Origin of the sequence: Acinetobacter sp. CIP 102637, assembly GCF_000368425.1 — a bacterium.
Lineage (GTDB): Bacteria > Pseudomonadota > Gammaproteobacteria > Pseudomonadales > Moraxellaceae > Acinetobacter > Acinetobacter parvus.
On the sequence record NZ_KB849434.1, the window covers coordinates 349166 to 366192 of the forward strand.

Here is a 17027-nt window from a genome sequence, read left to right on the forward strand (position 1 = left end):
ACCTGCATGCTGTAAATTCGAACGCAAGGAGTTTGTGTGCGTTACCCGATTTGCTATACGGTTCTTGCCATGCTGATGCTAATCTTTTCAGCATGTACCACTGCACCAAAGAAGCCTGCATCCTTGCCAAATGCACAGGTGAACAAACTTAAAATGATGCGTCTGGACAGCCGCCTGCCTGTTCCTGTCAAGGGGATCAGTCGCAATCAATTGCGTGATACCTGGGGTTCGGCACGCAGTCATGGTCGCAGCCATGAAGGCATTGACATCATGGCGGAGCGTGGCACGAAAGTGTATAGTGCCACTGAGGGCTTAGTGGCTGATTTACGTAATAATAATTTAGGTGGTAAGGTCATCTGGATTCTTGGGCCATCTGGTTCTTGGCACTACTATGCCCATTTAGATGGTCATAAACGGGGGCTTAATGTGGGGGATTATGTTCATAAGGGCGACCTCATTGGTTATGTGGGCAATACAGGCAATGCCCGCCACACTGCCCCACATTTACATTATGGTATTTATTTAAATGGCAAAGGGCGTGGTGCAGTCAATCCATACTCATATTTACGTTAGGAACACAGCATGTCAGAAGCATTGATTGAACGACTGGTTAAATTTGCAGAGTCTGGAAATCAACAGAAAATCATCATCAATGGTGCAAGCTATCAAGGCTGGATTATGGAAATTACCGAAGATGCTCTGCTGATTAGCACAGGTTTTGCAGATAAATCAGGCAAGGACTTTTGGCTTAAATTTACTGATTTAACCACAGCGGAATTGTATTATTGGGATACCCGTCAAGATGACTGGGTCACATTCAAACTCTAAATTTTTCCCTGATAATAACAATAGGAAGCATCCAATATGACAATTCAACGCTGTGGCTGGTGTTCCTCTGATCCGCTCTATATCGCCTACCACGATAAAGAATGGGGCAAGCCCGAGCATAATGAAGCACAGCTGTTTGAGATGCTGTGCCTTGAGGGGCAGCAGGCGGGATTGTCATGGATTACCGTATTGAAAAAACGTGAAAACTACCGCACACATTTCTTTCAATATCCCATCACGCAGATTGCCACCCTCAGCGATGAGCAACTGGAAAATAAGCTTAGTCATGCAGGCCTTATCCGCCATTTAGGTAAATTAAAAGCCATTCGGGATAATGCGATTGCATGGCTCAAGCTTAAGGATGAGGTAGATGATGTCTCCTCTTGGCTTTGGAGTTTTGTCGATCATCAAACACCAAATAATGATGTGCTGAATTACCGTGATGCACCTGCACAAACCGAAATGAGCCAGAAATTGTCCAAATCCTTAAAAAAACGTGGTTTTAAGTTTGTTGGTCCCACAACTTGTTATGCGTTTATGCAGGCAGTGGGAATGGTTAACGATCACGAAAATCATTGTGAGTTTAAATAATCCATTCTTTATAAAAGGAAAATAATAATGAGTAATAACCAAATTCGTGCTTATGCTGCCATGCAGGCAGGCGAGCAATTGGTTCCTTATCAATTTGATGCAGGTGAATTAAAGCCACATCAGGTTGAAGTTAAAGTTGAATACTGCGGTTTATGTCATTCTGATTTGTCTGTGATCAATAATGAATGGCGTTCATCCGTTTATCCTGCTGTCGCTGGACATGAAATTATTGGCACAATTATCGCACTCGGTTCAGAAGCCAAAGGACTGAAACTTGGTCAACGTGTTGGCATTGGTTGGACAGCTGAAAGTTGCCAAGCATGCGATCCATGTATTGGTGGTCATCAAGTTTTATGTACGGGTGGCAGCGTTGCGACTATCGTTGGTCATGCGGGTGGCTTTGCAGAAAAAGTTCGCGCAGGTTGGCAATGGGTCATTCCTCTACCAGAGGGTTTGGATCCTGAAAGTGCAGGACCATTGCTTTGTGGCGGCATTACCGTGTTTGATCCTTTACTTAAACATCAGATCCAAGCAACACATCATGTCGGTGTGATTGGGATTGGTGGTTTAGGGCATATGGCCATCAAGTTACTTAAGGCTTGGGGTTGTGAGATTACCGCCTTTAGTTCAAATCCAGACAAAACTGAAGAGCTCAAAGCCATGGGCGCTGACCATGTGGTAAATAGTCGTGATGCTCAAGCGATCAAAGCGCAACGTGGCAAATTTGATCTATTGCTTAGCACCGTCAATGTAACCCTGAATTGGCAAGCCTATCTCAATACCTTGGCACCGAATGGTAGTATGCATTTCTTGGGTATTACCTTAGAGCCTATTCCAGTTTCTGTAGGTACTATCATGAGTGGAGCGAAATCTGTTACAGCTTCACCAACTGGGTCACCTTTAGCACTGCGCCAATTACTACAATTTGCCGCACGTAAAAATATTGCGCCACAAATTGAGCTATTTCCAATGTCTCAACTCAATGAAGCCATTGAACGACTCCATTCAGGTCAAGCACGTTATCGTATTGTACTTAAAGCAGACTTTGATTAAAGTGAATTCGGTTTAAGCAGATTTTAATTCAATCGGTTTTAAAATCTGCTGAATCCCAGACTTATATCCATTTACAAGCATCAAAGCATATAATGTTAAAGCAGCAAATATTGTAGTCAGTAGCCCTATTTTTGATCTGTGGCGAGTATGTTCAAGATCAAACTGGCTTTTCATCAGATGAAATGGAGCTGCAATCGTTCCTCGTTTTCTTAATACTGCACTATCAAAAGCATCCAGGGATTGGGGCGGTGTTGGCAGCGATTGGTTTAATCTTGGTGTTTATCCAGATCAAATTATCCTCCAAGGCAGATTCAACATTACAGCAATGTCCTCAGAGTTAAATGCCAATAAAAAAAGCCTGATTGAATCAGGCTTTTTTATTTATTTAAGCAAATCAGGTAGATGTGGCTGCGCATATAATGGATTGTAAATTTCTTTCTTCATCTTCATCAGCATTTGATACGGTTGCTGCTGCACAAACATATTCACAAAACTCAATGGAATCGAACCTGCTGGGTCGGCATAACCAGTAGTCATGACTTTAACCTTATTATTGGTAAGTCTTTGGAACGTCCAATCTCCTGTATATTGATTCAAACGAATCACATCAGGTTGTTCAGGGTAACTATTTTTAATCGCGTTATTCTTAATACTAATACTCCCATCAGCATTTTTATTCATTTTGCCTTTAATGACCAAGTCACGGTCTTTCAAAGGAAATGGGAAATCTAACAGCATATACAGGGTAAATTCCCCTTTCTTTTCATCCCGAGACAAAAGCTGTGCCTTAGCAACATAAGGTACCCATTGTGGTGTGCGTTCAACATCAAGTACTACTGCAACTGCCCGTTCCAAAGGTACATCAAAAGTCGTTTCTGCTTTGTACTGAAAGACAGGATTATTCTCTGTCTGATAGGTCCAGACTTTAATGTTATTGCGGTTTAGGCTGAGTTTGGCTGCGTCTGTTGCAGCCGTGGCTGTCAGGCTGGTGATACTGAGAAGTGCGGCAACAAGATGTTTTTTTTTCATGTCATGCTCAATTTATTTTAATGGTCGTGAGTGCCTGTTTCACCCCTACAAATGGAGGCTCGCCAGGCGCTGGATAGTGCGAAAATTGATGTGTTATACCTGAATATCGTTAAAGCCCAGAACATCTTTCATGTCATATTTACGAGCTTCACGGCCCACTACCCAGGCGGCTGCACGTACTGCGCCTGAAGCAAAGTTCATACGGTTGGTGGCTTTATGGGTGACTTCCACACGCTCCCCTTCACCAATAAACATCACCGTATGCTCACCGACGATGTCACCTCCACGAATGGTTTCAAAACCAATGGTCTGGCGATCACGTGGACCTGTATAGCCCTCACGACCATACACCGCCACTTCCTTGAGGTTACGACCCAAGGTATCAGCAATTGCCTCACCCATCATAAACGCGGTGCCAGACGGCGCGTCCACCTTATGACGGTGATGTGCCTCAATGATTTCAATATCAACGGTATCACCAAACACTTTTGCCGCCAGTTCCAGTAATTTAATGGAAACGTTTACACCCACAGAATAGTTCGCGGCATACACGACTGGTGTTTGTGTCGCCGTTTCATCCAGAAATGCTTTCTGTTCATCATTCATGCCTGTGGTGCCAATCACCATGGCCACACCCGCTTCACGGCACAGTTTCAAGTGCTGTTCGGTGGCGGCTGGTGCAGTAAAGTCAATCACCACATCACAGTCTTTTAAAACTTCACTTAAACTTCCCACCACCTTGATGCCCAGACTTCCCACACCCGCAAGTTCCCCTGCATCTGCACCCACCAAACTGCTTTCTGGACGTTCAACAGCTGCTGCCAGTTGGTAGCCTGCTTGTTGTACTGCTTGAATCAGAATACGCCCCATGCGTCCGCCTGCACCCAAGATTCCAATGCGTGGAGAAGTTGACATAATTTTTTCCCAGTCTTTTATTTAAACAATTCCGCTACTATAGCAAAACTCTGTGCCTACGCTAAAAATTTCCCATAAAAAAACCTGCCGCAGCAGGTTTTTCTGTTGCCGTCTATTAATCAAATAAGCGATCAAAGAATGATTTTTTCTTTGGCGATGAAGCATGACCATCACCATCAAAAGACGCTTGCAGCTCTTTCAACAATTCACGTTGGCGACTGTTTAAATTCACAGGGGTTTCTACCACGATACGGCACAATAAGTCACCGACCATGCTGCTACGTACAGGACGAACACCTTTACCACGTAAGCGGAATAGCTTACCTGTTTGAGTACCTTCTGGGATTTTTAAGCTGACACGACCATCCAGCGTCGGGATTTCGATTTCTTTACCTAATGCAGCATCTGCAATACTGACAGGCACATCCATATACAGGTCTGCACCGTCACGTTGGAAGACTTCATGTTCACGAACTACGACTTCAACGTATAAATCACCCGCCTGACCATCACGAATCGCTTCACCTTTACCTGTTAAGCGAACACGATCGCCATTGTCCACACCTGCAGGAATAGTGACTTCAAGCGTTTGCTGGCGGTCTGCAACGCCTGAACCATGACAGGTGTTACATGGATTCTTGATGATTTTGCCTTGACCGCGGCAAGTACTACAAGTTTGTTGAACCGAGAAGAAACCTTGCTGCATACGTACTTGACCAGCACCATGACAGGTACGACAGGTTTCCACATCATTTGGATTCTTAGAACCTTTACCATCACATGTTTCACACGGCGCTGGTGCAGTAAAAGTAATCGTTTTTTTCACGCCTTTGACTGCTTCTTCAAGCGTCAATTCCATCACATAGCGGAGGTCTGAACCACGGCGCTGGCGTTGTTGCTGGCGACCACCACCACCGAAAGCACCACCAAAAATATCACCAAACTGGCTAAAGATGTCTTCCGCACTAAAACCACCACCGCCACCGAAACCACCCTCAAAGGCACTATGACCAGCACGATCATACATGCTGCGTTTTTCGCCATCAGAAAGTACTTCGTAAGCCTCTGCTGCTTCTTTAAACTTTTCTTCCGCCTGAGCGTTATCTGGGTTACGATCTGGATGATACTTCATCGCCAACTTACGATAGGCTTTTTTAATCTCATCATCACTTGCGGTTTTCGAAACGCCTAAAACCTCATAATAATCACGTTTAGCCATGGTTGGCGATGCTCCTCACGGAATTTATTCAAACTTGAAAAAACAAATAGGCTCTGCTGACATTTTATTTCTAAAGTCAACAAAGCCTTAATAGGGCCTGTACAATACGTTTACAAGAGTGATTGTGATAAAAAAAGCGATAAATTTAGAAAACCGCTTTATTTCTAAAGTATCTGGCAATACCTTTCAGCCATGCATTCAACAGAAATAGCCATGCAATCGAGCTAAACACCACACCCACAACCGTCATGGCGGTCACCCAGAGGGCGCTGTTCCAGACAAAAAAGAACAGTGGAATAAACCACAGGGCAGCAAAGAAAGCCATCAGAATAAACAGCAGCACATTACGCATAATCCACAGTGCATGCGCGTGTATCCATACTTCAGCATTATTCGCAGTCGCAACTTTTCGTGCCAGCAGATACGCAAACACTGCAAACACGATTGTAAATAATGCAAGAAACATGAACACATAAGATATCGCCACATAGCGGCGATGCTGCTCAATACTGTCTTGCCCCATGCTCTAGATCACCTCATTCACCGCATTTTGCCAAAACAGTCATGCAATGAAATTCAATTATTTTTTGGTCTTAAAATATAGGTGCTACTATATTAAAATTTTCAATATTTCGCACCTTTATTCACAAAATAATTACGATAGATGTGTTGCTTTCTTGACCTTAAACCAAGCGGCATAGAGTGCAGGTAAGAAAAATAAGGTTAATAAGGTCGCAACAATCAAGCCACCCATAATCGCAACCGCCATCGGACCAAAGAAAATACTGCGTGATAATGGAATCATCGCAAGTACTGCGGCAAGTGCGGTTAACACAATCGGACGGAAGCGGCGCATGGTGGCACCAATCACCGCGTCCCACGGTTCATGCCCTGCCTGAATGTCCTGCTCAATCTGGTCAATCAGGATCAGCGAGTTACGCATGATCATGCCAGACAGGGCAATGGTTCCGAGCATGGCCACGAAACCAAACGGTTTATTGAACAACAACAGGAACGCCACCACCCCAATCAGGCCAAGCGGTGCGGTCAGCAAGACGATGGTCGCGCGAGACATGCTACGCAACTGAATCATCAACAGGGTCATGACCACCGCAAGGAACAGTGGCATACCTGCATTCACAGAATTTTGACCTTTGGCCGACTCCTCAACTGTACCACCCACCTCAAGTAAATAGCCATTTGGTAAATCGGCACGTAGAGTCTGCATCTTTTCCGCCAATTGCTGAACCACTGTTGCAGGTTGTAAATGGGTACGAATATCCGCGCGAACGGTAATCGTCGGTAAACGATTACGATGCCAAATTAAACCTTCTTCAAAACGTGACTCAATTTTTGCTATTTGTGCTAGAGGTACAGTGGTTCCTTTGGTGGTTGGCACGGCTAAATTTGCTAACGAAGCCACTTCGACACGTTCTGACTTATCACCACGTAAACGAATTTCAATGAGTTCACGTTTTTCACGATATTGATTCATCACCGCGCCTGTCACTGAGGCATTGAGGAAATTGGCCAGATCAACACTGGAAACGCCCATTTGACGCGCACGGTCCTGATCAATCTCAATGGCAATAATCTTGCTTGGTTCACCCCAGTCCAGATGTACATTAGTGGTGTTTGGGTCTTCGCTCAGCACTTTAGCCACTTTCTGAGCCTCTGCCCGAACCGTTGCCAAATCTTCACCTGAGACCCGATACTGCAATGGATAACCCACAGGTGGACCATTTTCGAGTAAAGACACACGAGTACGCACCTGAGGCAACAACTGCTTAATTTGTGTCTCTAAAGAACGGCGGATTTCATCACGGTCATCCAGAGAAGAAGCAAGCACCACAAACTGGGCAAAACTGGCTTGTGGCAATTGTTGATCTAAAGGCAGATAGAAACGTGGTGAACCTGTGCCGACATAAGCCACATAGTTATCAATCCCTTTTTGTTTGGATAGGAATTGTTCTACCTTATGTACTGCTTGTTCTGTCGCTGTTAGGGAAGCCCCTTCTTCCAGCTTTAAATCCACTAAAATTTCAGCACGATTCGATGGGGGGAAGAATTGTTGCGGTACCAACTTAAACATCGCAACAGACAACACAAAGATACCCACCGTAATAGCAATTACCGTTTTACGATAGGTAATACAGATTTCCACCACATTACGGAAAGACTGGTAAAACCTGGATTGATAAGGATCGTGATGCGTTCCATGTGCCTCAACCACAGGCTCAGGTTGCTTACGCAGTCGCGCCCATAGGCGTAGATACCATGCCGCTTTCTGCTGTTGTTTGGTGAAGTCAGGCAGTAGCTTCTCACCCAGATAAGGTACAAACAATACCGCCGCAATCCACGACACAATCAGGGCAATGGTGACTACCTGGAAAATGGAACGAGTATATTCACCTGTACCTGATTGGGCCGTGGCAATCGGCAGGAAGCCTGCCGCGGTGATCAAGGTTCCTGTCAACATTGGAAAGGCGGTGGTTTGCCAAGCAAAGCCTGCGGCCTTGAGTCGACTGTAGCCTTGCTCCATTTTGATCGCCATCATTTCCACGGCGATAATGGCATCATCAACCAACAAACCCAGCGCAAGAATCAATGCGCCTAATGAGATTTTATGTAAGCCAACGTCAAATAAACTCATCCCAGCAAAGGTCATTGCTAAAACCAATGGAATCGAAAACGCCACCACCAAGCCAGTACGGAAACCAAGCGAGAAGAAACTGACCAATAATACGATGATGACCGCTTCAGCTAAAACTTTTAAAAACTCTTGAATACTACGTTGTACTGCAACAGGTTGGTCTGAAACTTTTTGCAGTTTCATGCCCAAAGGTAAGCTTTTTTGTAGACTGTTAAATTCGGTTTCTAAATTTTTGCCCAATGCAATGATGTCCCCACCTTTACGCATGGACACCGCAATGCCAATCCCATTTTCGCCCATAAAACGCATACGTGGCTGCGCAGGCTCACTAAAGCCGCGATAGACCTCAGCAACATCACCAAGTTGAATGGTTTTATCACCCACCAATAACGGCATTTTTTTAAGGTCATCGACACTATGTAAGTGTCCGCTAACTCGGATTTGAATACGGTCTGTGCCTGTTTCAAAGAAGCCCGCACCTGCCATGTCATTCTGCTTTTGAATCGCTTCCTGAATGGCTGTGACAGGGACGCCAAGCTGCACCGCCTTGGTATTGGACAGCTCAATCCAGATTTTCTGGTCTTGTAGACCAACAAGATTCACCTTGCTGACATCCTTGACCCGTTGCAATTGTAGTTGCAAACGATCGGCATATTCTTTCATTACCGCATAGTCAAAATCTTTGCCCGTCAGGACATAGATATTGCCGAAGGTATCGCCGAACTCATCATTAAAGAACGGCCCCTGCACACCGCTTGGCAGTTGCGAGCGAATGTCATTGACCTTTTTACGCACGTTGTACCAAACGTCAGGAATCTGCTCAGAACGATAGGAATCCTTAGCAATAAACGTGACCATAGATTCCCCAGGCCGTGAATATGCCCGAATATTTTCATATTGCCCTGTGGTCATCAGTTCTTTTTCAATGCGATCTGTCACCAGGGTTGCAACCTCCTGAGCCGTTGCTCCTGGCCAATAGGTCTGCACCACCATCACTTTAAAGGTAAAAGGTGGGTCTTCGCTCTGTGACAGCTTGGAATAGGACATCACCCCAACAATGCCAAGTAACAGCATAAAATACAGAACAATGCCCTTATTCTTCAGCGCCCATTCTGAAAGGTTAAATTTCATGCTTAACCTCCCGCTTTTACCGTGACTTCACGATTATCACGGTCTACAGGATGAATTTTTTGCTGATCACGCAACAGGTGCACACCACCGACCACAACCCAATCTGAAGCTTTTAGACCTGAAAGAATAGGCACACTGTCACGGCCATAAGTTCCCAAAGTCACAGGAACTTTACGTAAGGTTTGATTGGCATTGACCACCCAGACATAAGCTTGTTGATCATTGGCAGTGACGCTGGATAAAGGCACGCTCAGGACATTGTTTTCATTTGCCACAAAGAACACTCGTGCGCTTTGTCCAAGTTGAATCGTGGACTGCCCCTCAAGCAATGAAACTTTCACGGTGAATGTTCGCGATTGGTCTGCAGCGGGTGACACCTCGCGGACTTTTGCGGCAAAACGTGTATCTGGCTGTGACCATAAGGTGACCCAGGCAGGCTGCCCCACCTTGAGGGTACTGACCGCCTGTTCAGGCACACCAAATACCACCTCACGCTCGCCATCAATCGCCAGTTGATAGGCTGCCTGTCCTGCCGCCACCACCTGTCCTGTTTCAATGTTGCGCTGGGTAATCACGCCATTTTTATTGGAGACCAACTGGTTATAGCTTGTTTGGTTGGAGGAAACCTCATAGTTTGAACGGGCCTGTTGCAGTGTTGCCTGTGCCGACTCATACTGGTTTTTAATAGCATCAAATTGTGAACGGCTGACCGCATTGACAGGCAAAAGTTGTTGATAACGCTTATATTCTTCCAATGCAATTTTTGCGGCGGCCTGTGCACTGTCTAGTTGGGCTTTGGCCGCATTCATTTGCAACTGGGCATCTTTCACATCCAGTTTTGCCAACACCTGCCCAACCTTAACCCGATCTCCAACATCGGCATAACGTTCGGTAATCTGGCCCCCGACACGGAATGCCAGTGCGGTCTGCTGTCTGGCCTGCACATCACCTGCATAGCTTTTCTGGTCAATATGGTTGCTACTCGGCTGCGTCACCATGACATAAGGAATTTCCTCAGTTCTGGGCACCTCTTTCTGACATGCGCTGAGGATGACACTACTGACAATGACTAACCCCAATATGATACGATTGATCTGATTCATCTATTTTGCGCTCTTATTCAAATTGATTTTTAGGGCGTGATATGGGCATTATCATAAATTGTTTAATTTTTAATTAATATACTCATGAGTACATTAAATAAAAATTAAATCTAGCAACCTGATTTTTTAATTGAATTAAAAGAGAACGATAACGTGCAGACAACCAGTGGTCGTCCCAAAGATTTAGAAAAAAGAGCCAGAATTTTGCAGGCTGCAAAATCTATTTTTCTAAAAATGGGTTATCATGCCACCAGCATGGACCAGATTGCCAAAGAGGCGGGTGTCACCAAGCTCACGGTGTACAACCATTTTCAGGACAAGGCTAACCTGTTTATCTGTGCGATCGAGGAAAGCTGTGAAGAGCCCATTCGGGCGAAACAGTTTGAACTCACACCTGAGTCCGACTTTAGGCAGGCATTGTATTTAATGTGCCAGCGCGCCCTGGGCATTATTTACCTGCCTGAAGCGCTGAAGCTGGATCGGGTGCTGTTTGAACTTGCTGCTGAACAAAGCCCCCTCACCCAGCAGTTTTTTGATGCCTCACACACACGTATGTGTAATGTCTGGTGTGGTTTTTTTGAGCAGGCCATCACACTCAACTTTATTCAGGCAGATGATCCCCTCAAACAGACCGAACTGATCGTGGCGCTGATGCTCGGCACACGTCATCACAAGGTTTTACTGGGTCTGGATTCGGTGCCAACCACGGTTGAAATTGAGCAGATGATTGAACAGGCCATTGAACTTTTTTTGCTTAAATATCAACCTAAATTTTAAAGAAATTTCACATTTCCTTACGTTCTCCACTTGGAATGTCTGACAATCAGGTTATAGTCAAGACATGAGCAGAGGAGAAGCATAATGACACAACAAATCACTGCGCCATTACGAGAAGATGTTCGTTTACTGGGTAATTTACTGGGCGAAACCTTAAAGCAGCATGCAGGACAGGATTTGTTTAATCAGGTTGAGCAGATTCGTGCCCTGGCCAAGGGTGCCCGTGATGGTCAAATCGAGGCGGAAAAACAGCTCGAACAACTTTTCCTCGGCCTAAAAGATGAAGAAATTTTGCCCCTGACCCGTGCATTTTCATATTTTCTCAACTTTGCCAACATCGCTGAGCAGTACCATGTGGTGCGTAACCGCCGTCAGGCTGAGTTTGACGAGCAGACATCCAGTCCAAACCCACTGACGCATCTCTTTGAAAAATTCAAAACCCAACAGATTAGTGAACAGCACCTGTTCCAGCAGATCTGCGACCTCAACATCGAGCTGGTGCTCACCGCACATCCGACCGAAGTCAGCCGCCGTACCCTGATCCAGAAATATGATGATATTACCGACTGCCTATCACAGCTTGATCAACAGAAACTCACACCGAGAGAACGCCAGCAGACCATTGCCACACTCAAGCAACTGGTGAGTTCAGCCTGGCAAACCGATGAGATTCGCCAGCATCGCCCTACTCCTGTGGATGAAGCGAAATGGGGCTTTGCCACCATTGAACAGAGTTTATGGAATGCAGTTCCAAAATTTATCCGTGAACTGAATGAACTGACCCAGCAACATTGCCAGCAATCCCTGCCTCTGGATATTGCCCCGATTCGTTTTGCCTCATGGATGGGTGGCGACCGTGATGGCAACCCCAATGTTACCCATCAGGTGACACAGGAGGTGTTGTGGCTGTCGCGCTGGCAGGCGGCCGACCTCTATCTACGTGATATTGAAAACCTGCGTTGGGAACTGTCGATTCAAACCTGTTCAGATGAACTCACTCAAGCATTAGGTTATGAACACCCTGAACCCTATCGTGAATATTTACGTGAAACCCGTGAACGCCTGAAAGCCACCCGTCACTGGCTGACACAACGTTTACATGGACTGGATGCGGATGACAGTCAAATCATCAAAACTAAAGATGAACTATTACAGCCTTTATTGCTGTGCTATCGCTCCCTGATTGACAGTAATCTAGCCGAAATTGCCAATGGCCAGTTGCTTGATTTCATTTACCGTGTCAATTGCTTTGGCATAGAACTGCTGAAACTGGATATCCGCCAGGAATCAGGTCGACATCGTCAAGCCATTTCAGCGATTACTGAATATCTAGGTCTAGGCAATTTTGAATCGTGGACTGAACAGGCTCGTCAAAATTTCCTGATCCAAGAGCTGCAGAGCAAACGTCCTTTACTCCCTAAATATCTGAATGAACCAGAGGGCAGCCTGATTCGGCATCCAGATGTGCTGGAAGTGTTTGCCACCATGCGTACCCTGGCTGAACAACCAGCTGAGAGCTTGGGTGCCTATATTATTTCGATGGCAGAATATCCAAGCGACGTCTTAGCTGTTTTACTCTTACAAAAAGAAGCTGGGATTCAGCATCCGCTTCGTGTGGTGCCTTTATTTGAAACATTAAAGGACCTGGATGGCGCAGCCAAAACCATGAACACCCTGTTTAATGTGCATTGGTACAAACAGCATATTCAGGGTAAACATGAAGTGATGATTGGCTATTCAGACTCAGCCAAGGACGCGGGCTTTATGTCGGCCAACTGGGCGCAATATCGCGCTCAGGAGGAACTGACCGCGATTGCCAAAAATCATGGCGTACAACTGACCCTGTTCCACGGACGTGGTGGTTCGATCAGCCGTGGCGGCGCACCGACCCAGCAAGCCTTATTTTCCCAGCCACCAGGTTCAATCTCTGGAGCAATTCGTGTTACTGAACAGGGTGAAATGATTCGCTTTAAATTTGGTTTAGAAGGCATCGCGCTACAAAATTTGGAAATCTATACAGCGGCAACATTAGAAGCAACACTACTACCACCGCCAGAGCCAAAGAAAGAATGGCGAGACTTAATGAATCAAATGACTGATTTATCGGTACAGGTTTATCGACAAACTGTGCGTGAAAATCCAAATTTTGTCAGCTACCTGCGTACCGTTACCCCTGAACTGGAGCTACAAATGTTACCGCTCGGTTCACGTCCAGCCAAGCGCAAGGTTAGCGGTGGCATTGAATCACTACGCGCCATTCCGTGGGTGTTTGCCTGGACCCAGATTCGCCTGATGCTGCCTGCATGGCTGGGTACAGGCACGGCGATCAATCAGGTACATGGACAACACCAAAACACCTTAAATGAAATGCTTGAACAGTGGCCGTATTTCCAAACTTTAATTGATATGCTGGAAATGGTTTTATCCAAATCTGATGCAGATATTGCGTTGTACTATGAATCTCATCTCACCCAAGATCAGGACTTAAAAGTTCTAGGGATTGAGCTACGCCAACGCCTGCAAAATGCGGTGGATACCCTGCTGAGTCTAAAAGGTGAGTCTAAGCTTTTAAGTAATAATGAAGTGCTGGACCAGTCCATGCAGGTGCGTAAACCATATTTATTGCCATTGCATTTATTACAGGCAGAATTGATGAAGCGTCGTCGTCTGTATCTGGCACAGCACCAAACTGAACATAGCCCTGTCGATCATGCCTTGATGGTCAGTATTGCTGGGATTGCGGCAGGGTTAAGAAATACAGGTTAATCATTTAAGCTGGCGCGGCACCTGTAAAGTCACTTGCAGATGCCGCATGTCTATTCAGTCATTTTTTATTGCTAAAAACCCATCTTTTTTATTTGTTGAGTGAAATAGTCAACTTTGTGTAAATCCACAATGAATATGGGTGCTTAGCTTTAAATTTATTTTACCAAATGATAAAAATAAGTATTTAAAACCACGATATTGCAGCCATTGCCCAACATGACCAGATGAAAGTTGCAGATCAGGCAGAGTATCATAGCGGCTGATTTATCTGATCAAGAGTTTATCTATGTCAAGTTGGTTTCCAAAATGGCAGCCGTATCAGGGAAAGATTGATCATCGCCCTGTTGCGACAAACGAATATTTACCGCCTTTACAAAGTGCGGTGCTCGGGGTTCAACACGCATTTGCAATGTTTGGTGCAACTGTACTTGCCCCATTGCTGATGGGATTCAATCCCAACCTTGCCATTTTAATGTCAGGGATTTGTACCATTATCTTCTTCCTGATCACGGGTGGACGTGTACCAAGTTATCTGGGTTCAAGTTTTGCCTTTATTGGTGTGGTGGCGGCCGCAACAGGTCATGTTACAGGTTCGGGGGCAAATCCAAACCTTGCAGTTGCACTCGGCGGCATTGTGGCCTGTGGTATTTTCTATGCCCTGATTGGCTTTGCCGTGATGCTGACTGGCACACGCTGGATTGAAAAACTGATGCCACCTGTGGTGACAGGCGCAATCGTGATGATCATTGGTCTCAACCTTGCCCCTGTGACCATCAAGGGTGTGGCGGGACAGCCGTTTGACATGTGGATGGCACTGATCACAGTATTGTGTATGGGCATTATCGCGGTGTTTACCAAAGGCCTGCTACAGCGTTTACTTTTATTGGTGGGTTTATTGATTGCATACGGACTTTATGCTGTTGCAACCAATGTGCTCGGCTTAGGTAAAGCCATTGATTTTTCTCAGATTGCAGCCGCACCATGGTTCGGTATTCCAAGCTTCTCACATCCAGCGTTTGACATGAATGCAATTCTGATTATTGCCCCTGTGGCACTGATTCTGGTTGCCGAGAATTTAGGCCATATCAAGGCAGTGGGAGCGATGACAGGCGAAAACCTGACCCCACAATTGGGCAAGGCCTTTGTTGCCGATGGTTTAGCCACCACCCTGTCAGGTAGTGTCGGTGCGCCTGGCATGACCACCTATGGTGAAAATATTGGAGTGATGGCCGTTACCCGTGTCTATTCAACCATTGTGTTTGTAATCGCTGGTGTGTTCGCCATTTTTCTGGGGCTTTCACCAAAGTTTGGCGCGGTGATTAGCACCATTCCAACAGCGGTTCTGACAGGTGCCTCCATCGTGGTGTTTGGCTTGATCACCATTGCTGGAGCGAAAATCTGGATCGAAAACAAGGTTGACTTCTCCAACAATAAAAACTTGATTGTGGCTTCAGTGACCATTATTTTAGGTGCAGGCAATTTTGAACTGCTATTTGGCAACTTTAATCTGGGTGGGATTGGCACAGCAACGTTTGCAGCGATTTTCCTGAATTTGTTGTTTAGCTTAAAAGATAAAAACTAAAATCGTGGGCAGCTTAGGCTGCCTTTTTTATTTATTCTTGGCTTTCCTGCTTATATTTTTCTTCCAGTACATTACTGATAATACTTTCAATCATCCAAACTCGATACAGGCTATTAAACACATAGCTTTGCCCATCAATCCGTAATTCCAGTACAGGAAAGTCGGGTTGGTGCTTCTGCTGGCATAGCTCATCATTCTGTTTTAATAAGACCTCAACATCCTGTTCGGTGACCTGCTCAATCTGCAAGCGCTTTTGCATCCGCTGAAAATGCGCCTTAAAGGATAAATCCTTGCCTCGTGTCCATACACTTTCCAAAATCTGGTGGATCACATCCACCTGCTGTTCCTCTGCAACACTGTAAAACAGCTTCGCCATTTCATAGGTGGCTTCTTTGGTTGGACGACAGAATGGGGTGAATGCCACCTGTGTACGTTTGGAAACACGAGTCGCGAGACTCCAGTCAAACCAGTCTCGCCCATGATAGCTCAGCGGATAAACGCTCAATTGAATATTATAATAATTGGCCAGCTCTTCCTTGATATAGGCCAGCAACAGCCAGCTCATCGGGTCTTCAAGCGCAATATACAAATCCAGCTCTGGTTGCAATGCCTGAACTTCTGCCAGTGCCTCACCATCATTGATCAGATGTTCACGCCATTCAATATGGTTGATCAGGAAAATTGGATTGCCCGTCAGCAGTTTTTGCTGTTTAAGACGGCGGGTTAGACGCAGCAAATCATCTACAGCCTGATATTTACGTTCGCCAAATTCGAAATAGCTGGCGGCTACAGGTACATCTTTAAAGATACGCTCAGGATAATCCTGTGGCGCCTGATGCTGGCTTGCCATGGCATACAGGGTACGCAACTTTCCATATTGCTGCTGCCACAGCATATGAAACACATCTTCAAGCAAATGCAGGAAATTTTGTTCTCGTAATGGGGTATTTCTTAAAATTGTCTCAGCCTGCTGTAAAGCTTCTGCACTAGGAATCTCTGGGGTGTCATCAAAACCAAAACGGTGCTGTTTGGCGAGGATTTTTGCATCATTTAGACAGTAACTTTGCCAATCCTGTCTGGACATGCCATTCGGGGGTTCTGCATCCTGTCTTGAGATAATGACTTTTAGGGGTTTGAGTTCATCACTCAAGATCTCATTGAGTTGATCAAGCTGCTGCACTGCCAGATAGCTATAAACATCATCCAAACGGAGGTAAATCGTTAAACCCTGTTCCGTGGGTAACACCGCCTGACGAGAGGGTTTTTGATAGAACCAACTCGATCGGATGGGATCAAACCAACGACGTAACAAAGACATGTCAATCGCCTCTAAGCGTAATGAATTTATAGAAAAGTAGATTATATTCTCAAGTTTACTGG

At 45.5% G+C, this 17027-nt stretch carries 15 protein-coding genes and 1 pseudogene; 8 read left to right on the forward strand and 8 right to left on the reverse strand.

Going from position 1 to position 17027, the window contains the following annotated elements; all coding sequences use genetic code 11:
- Positions 1-69 precede the first annotated feature (69 nt).
- From F967_RS02075 to ahr, 4 genes are read left to right on the forward strand one after another with little or no spacing between them, the layout of a single operon-like run.
- Entirely contained in the window at positions 70-573 is a 504-nt protein-coding gene (locus tag F967_RS02075; protein ID WP_171062713.1) for a M23 family metallopeptidase, read from the forward strand.
- 9 nt (positions 574-582) lie between these two features.
- On the forward strand, positions 583-828 hold the full coding sequence (locus F967_RS02080) for a hypothetical protein (protein ID WP_004777603.1): 246 nt from the start codon (positions 583-585) through the stop codon (positions 826-828).
- Between the two features lie 36 nt (positions 829-864).
- Positions 865-1419 carry a DNA-3-methyladenine glycosylase I gene (locus tag F967_RS02085; RefSeq protein ID WP_004797859.1) on the forward strand — a complete coding sequence of 185 codons (555 nt, stop codon included), beginning with the start codon at positions 865-867 and terminating at the stop codon, positions 1417-1419.
- A 27-nt stretch (positions 1420-1446) separates the two neighbouring features.
- Positions 1447-2472 carry an NADPH-dependent aldehyde reductase Ahr gene (gene ahr / locus F967_RS02090; protein ID WP_004797861.1) on the forward strand — a complete coding sequence of 342 codons (1026 nt, stop codon included), beginning with the start codon at positions 1447-1449 and terminating at the stop codon, positions 2470-2472.
- Between the two features lie 12 nt (positions 2473-2484).
- Here the strand turns inward: ahr and F967_RS13475 are convergent.
- Positions 2485-2718 (reverse strand): annotated as a pseudogene (locus tag F967_RS13475) (IS982 family transposase); the annotation flags it as partial.
- On the opposite strand from F967_RS13475, the gene F967_RS14695 reads away from it, so the two are divergent.
- Positions 2655-2813 carry a hypothetical protein gene (locus tag F967_RS14695; RefSeq protein ID WP_409723782.1) on the forward strand — a complete coding sequence of 53 codons (159 nt, stop codon included), beginning with the start codon at positions 2655-2657 and terminating at the stop codon, positions 2811-2813. The pseudogene F967_RS13475 and the gene F967_RS14695 overlap by 64 nt on opposite strands.
- A gap of 40 nt (positions 2814-2853) precedes the next feature.
- Here the strand turns inward: F967_RS14695 and F967_RS02100 are convergent, their stop codons facing one another.
- The 6 genes from F967_RS02100 to F967_RS02125 form a co-directional block, all read right to left on the reverse strand.
- The gene (locus tag F967_RS02100; protein WP_004797863.1) at positions 2854-3501 is read right to left on the reverse strand and encodes an START domain-containing protein; all 648 of its coding nucleotides are present in this window, start codon (positions 3499-3501) and stop codon (positions 2854-2856) included.
- 93 nt (positions 3502-3594) lie between these two features.
- A complete protein-coding gene (dapB, locus tag F967_RS02105; protein WP_004679191.1) occupies positions 3595-4416 on the reverse strand; it encodes a 4-hydroxy-tetrahydrodipicolinate reductase in 822 nt (273 codons plus the stop codon).
- 115 nt (positions 4417-4531) lie between these two features.
- Positions 4532-5635, reverse strand: a complete 1104-nt coding sequence (dnaJ, locus tag F967_RS02110; protein WP_004760314.1) for a molecular chaperone DnaJ — start codon at positions 5633-5635, stop codon at positions 4532-4534.
- 145 nt (positions 5636-5780) lie between these two features.
- Positions 5781-6158, reverse strand: a complete 378-nt coding sequence (locus F967_RS02115; RefSeq protein ID WP_004679195.1) for a hypothetical protein — start codon at positions 6156-6158, stop codon at positions 5781-5783.
- Positions 6159-6290: 132 nt separating this feature from the next.
- Complete coding sequence (locus F967_RS02120) at positions 6291-9419, reverse strand: efflux RND transporter permease subunit (RefSeq protein ID WP_004797865.1); 3129 nt, start codon at positions 9417-9419, stop codon at positions 6291-6293.
- A 2-nt stretch (positions 9420-9421) separates the two neighbouring features.
- Positions 9422-10522 carry an efflux RND transporter periplasmic adaptor subunit gene (locus F967_RS02125; protein ID WP_004756845.1) on the reverse strand — a complete coding sequence of 367 codons (1101 nt, stop codon included), beginning with the start codon at positions 10520-10522 and terminating at the stop codon, positions 9422-9424.
- Positions 10523-10675: 153 nt separating this feature from the next.
- Between F967_RS02125 and F967_RS02130 the strand changes: the two genes are divergently transcribed.
- From F967_RS02130 to F967_RS02140, 3 genes are all read left to right on the forward strand, one after another.
- Positions 10676-11299, forward strand: coding sequence for a TetR/AcrR family transcriptional regulator (locus F967_RS02130; RefSeq protein ID WP_004797869.1), 624 nt, complete (start codon positions 10676-10678; stop codon positions 11297-11299).
- An 84-nt stretch (positions 11300-11383) separates the two neighbouring features.
- Complete coding sequence (ppc, locus tag F967_RS02135; protein ID WP_004797870.1) at positions 11384-14065, forward strand: phosphoenolpyruvate carboxylase; 2682 nt, start codon at positions 11384-11386, stop codon at positions 14063-14065.
- Positions 14066-14351: 286 nt separating this feature from the next.
- Entirely contained in the window at positions 14352-15647 is a 1296-nt protein-coding gene (locus F967_RS02140) for a solute carrier family 23 protein (protein ID WP_004797873.1), read from the forward strand.
- Positions 15648-15678: 31 nt separating this feature from the next.
- On the opposite strand, the gene F967_RS02145 is transcribed toward F967_RS02140, so the two are convergent.
- The gene (locus F967_RS02145) at positions 15679-16965 is read right to left on the reverse strand and encodes a hypothetical protein (RefSeq protein ID WP_004760305.1); all 1287 of its coding nucleotides are present in this window, start codon (positions 16963-16965) and stop codon (positions 15679-15681) included.
- Between the last annotated feature and the right edge of the window lie 62 nt (positions 16966-17027).

Excerpts from the sequence above, each read along its gene's own strand:
- F967_RS02140 (WP_004797873.1), top strand. The coding sequence starts at position 14,352 with ATGTCAAGTTGGTTTCCAAAATGGCAGCCGTATCAGGGAAAGATTGAT.
- F967_RS02125 (WP_004756845.1), bottom strand. The coding sequence starts at position 10,522 with ATGAATCAGATCAATCGTATCATATTGGGGTTAGTCATTGTCAGTAGT.
- F967_RS14695 (WP_409723782.1), top strand. The coding sequence starts at position 2,655 with ATGGAGCTGCAATCGTTCCTCGTTTTCTTAATACTGCACTATCAAAAG.
- F967_RS02085 (WP_004797859.1), top strand. The coding sequence starts at position 865 with ATGACAATTCAACGCTGTGGCTGGTGTTCCTCTGATCCGCTCTATATC.
- F967_RS02100 (WP_004797863.1), bottom strand. The coding sequence starts at position 3,501 with ATGAAAAAAAAACATCTTGTTGCCGCACTTCTCAGTATCACCAGCCTG.
- ppc (WP_004797870.1), top strand. The coding sequence starts at position 11,384 with ATGACACAACAAATCACTGCGCCATTACGAGAAGATGTTCGTTTACTG.
- ahr (WP_004797861.1), top strand. The coding sequence starts at position 1,447 with ATGAGTAATAACCAAATTCGTGCTTATGCTGCCATGCAGGCAGGCGAG.
- F967_RS02075 (WP_171062713.1), top strand. The coding sequence starts at position 70 with ATGCTGATGCTAATCTTTTCAGCATGTACCACTGCACCAAAGAAGCCT.
- F967_RS02120 (WP_004797865.1), bottom strand. The coding sequence starts at position 9,419 with ATGAAATTTAACCTTTCAGAATGGGCGCTGAAGAATAAGGGCATTGTT.
- F967_RS02115 (WP_004679195.1), bottom strand. The coding sequence starts at position 6,158 with ATGGGGCAAGACAGTATTGAGCAGCATCGCCGCTATGTGGCGATATCT.
- dnaJ (WP_004760314.1), bottom strand. The coding sequence starts at position 5,635 with ATGGCTAAACGTGATTATTATGAGGTTTTAGGCGTTTCGAAAACCGCA.
- F967_RS02080 (WP_004777603.1), top strand. The coding sequence starts at position 583 with ATGTCAGAAGCATTGATTGAACGACTGGTTAAATTTGCAGAGTCTGGA.
- F967_RS02145 (WP_004760305.1), bottom strand. The coding sequence starts at position 16,965 with ATGTCTTTGTTACGTCGTTGGTTTGATCCCATCCGATCGAGTTGGTTC.
- dapB (WP_004679191.1), bottom strand. The coding sequence starts at position 4,416 with ATGTCAACTTCTCCACGCATTGGAATCTTGGGTGCAGGCGGACGCATG.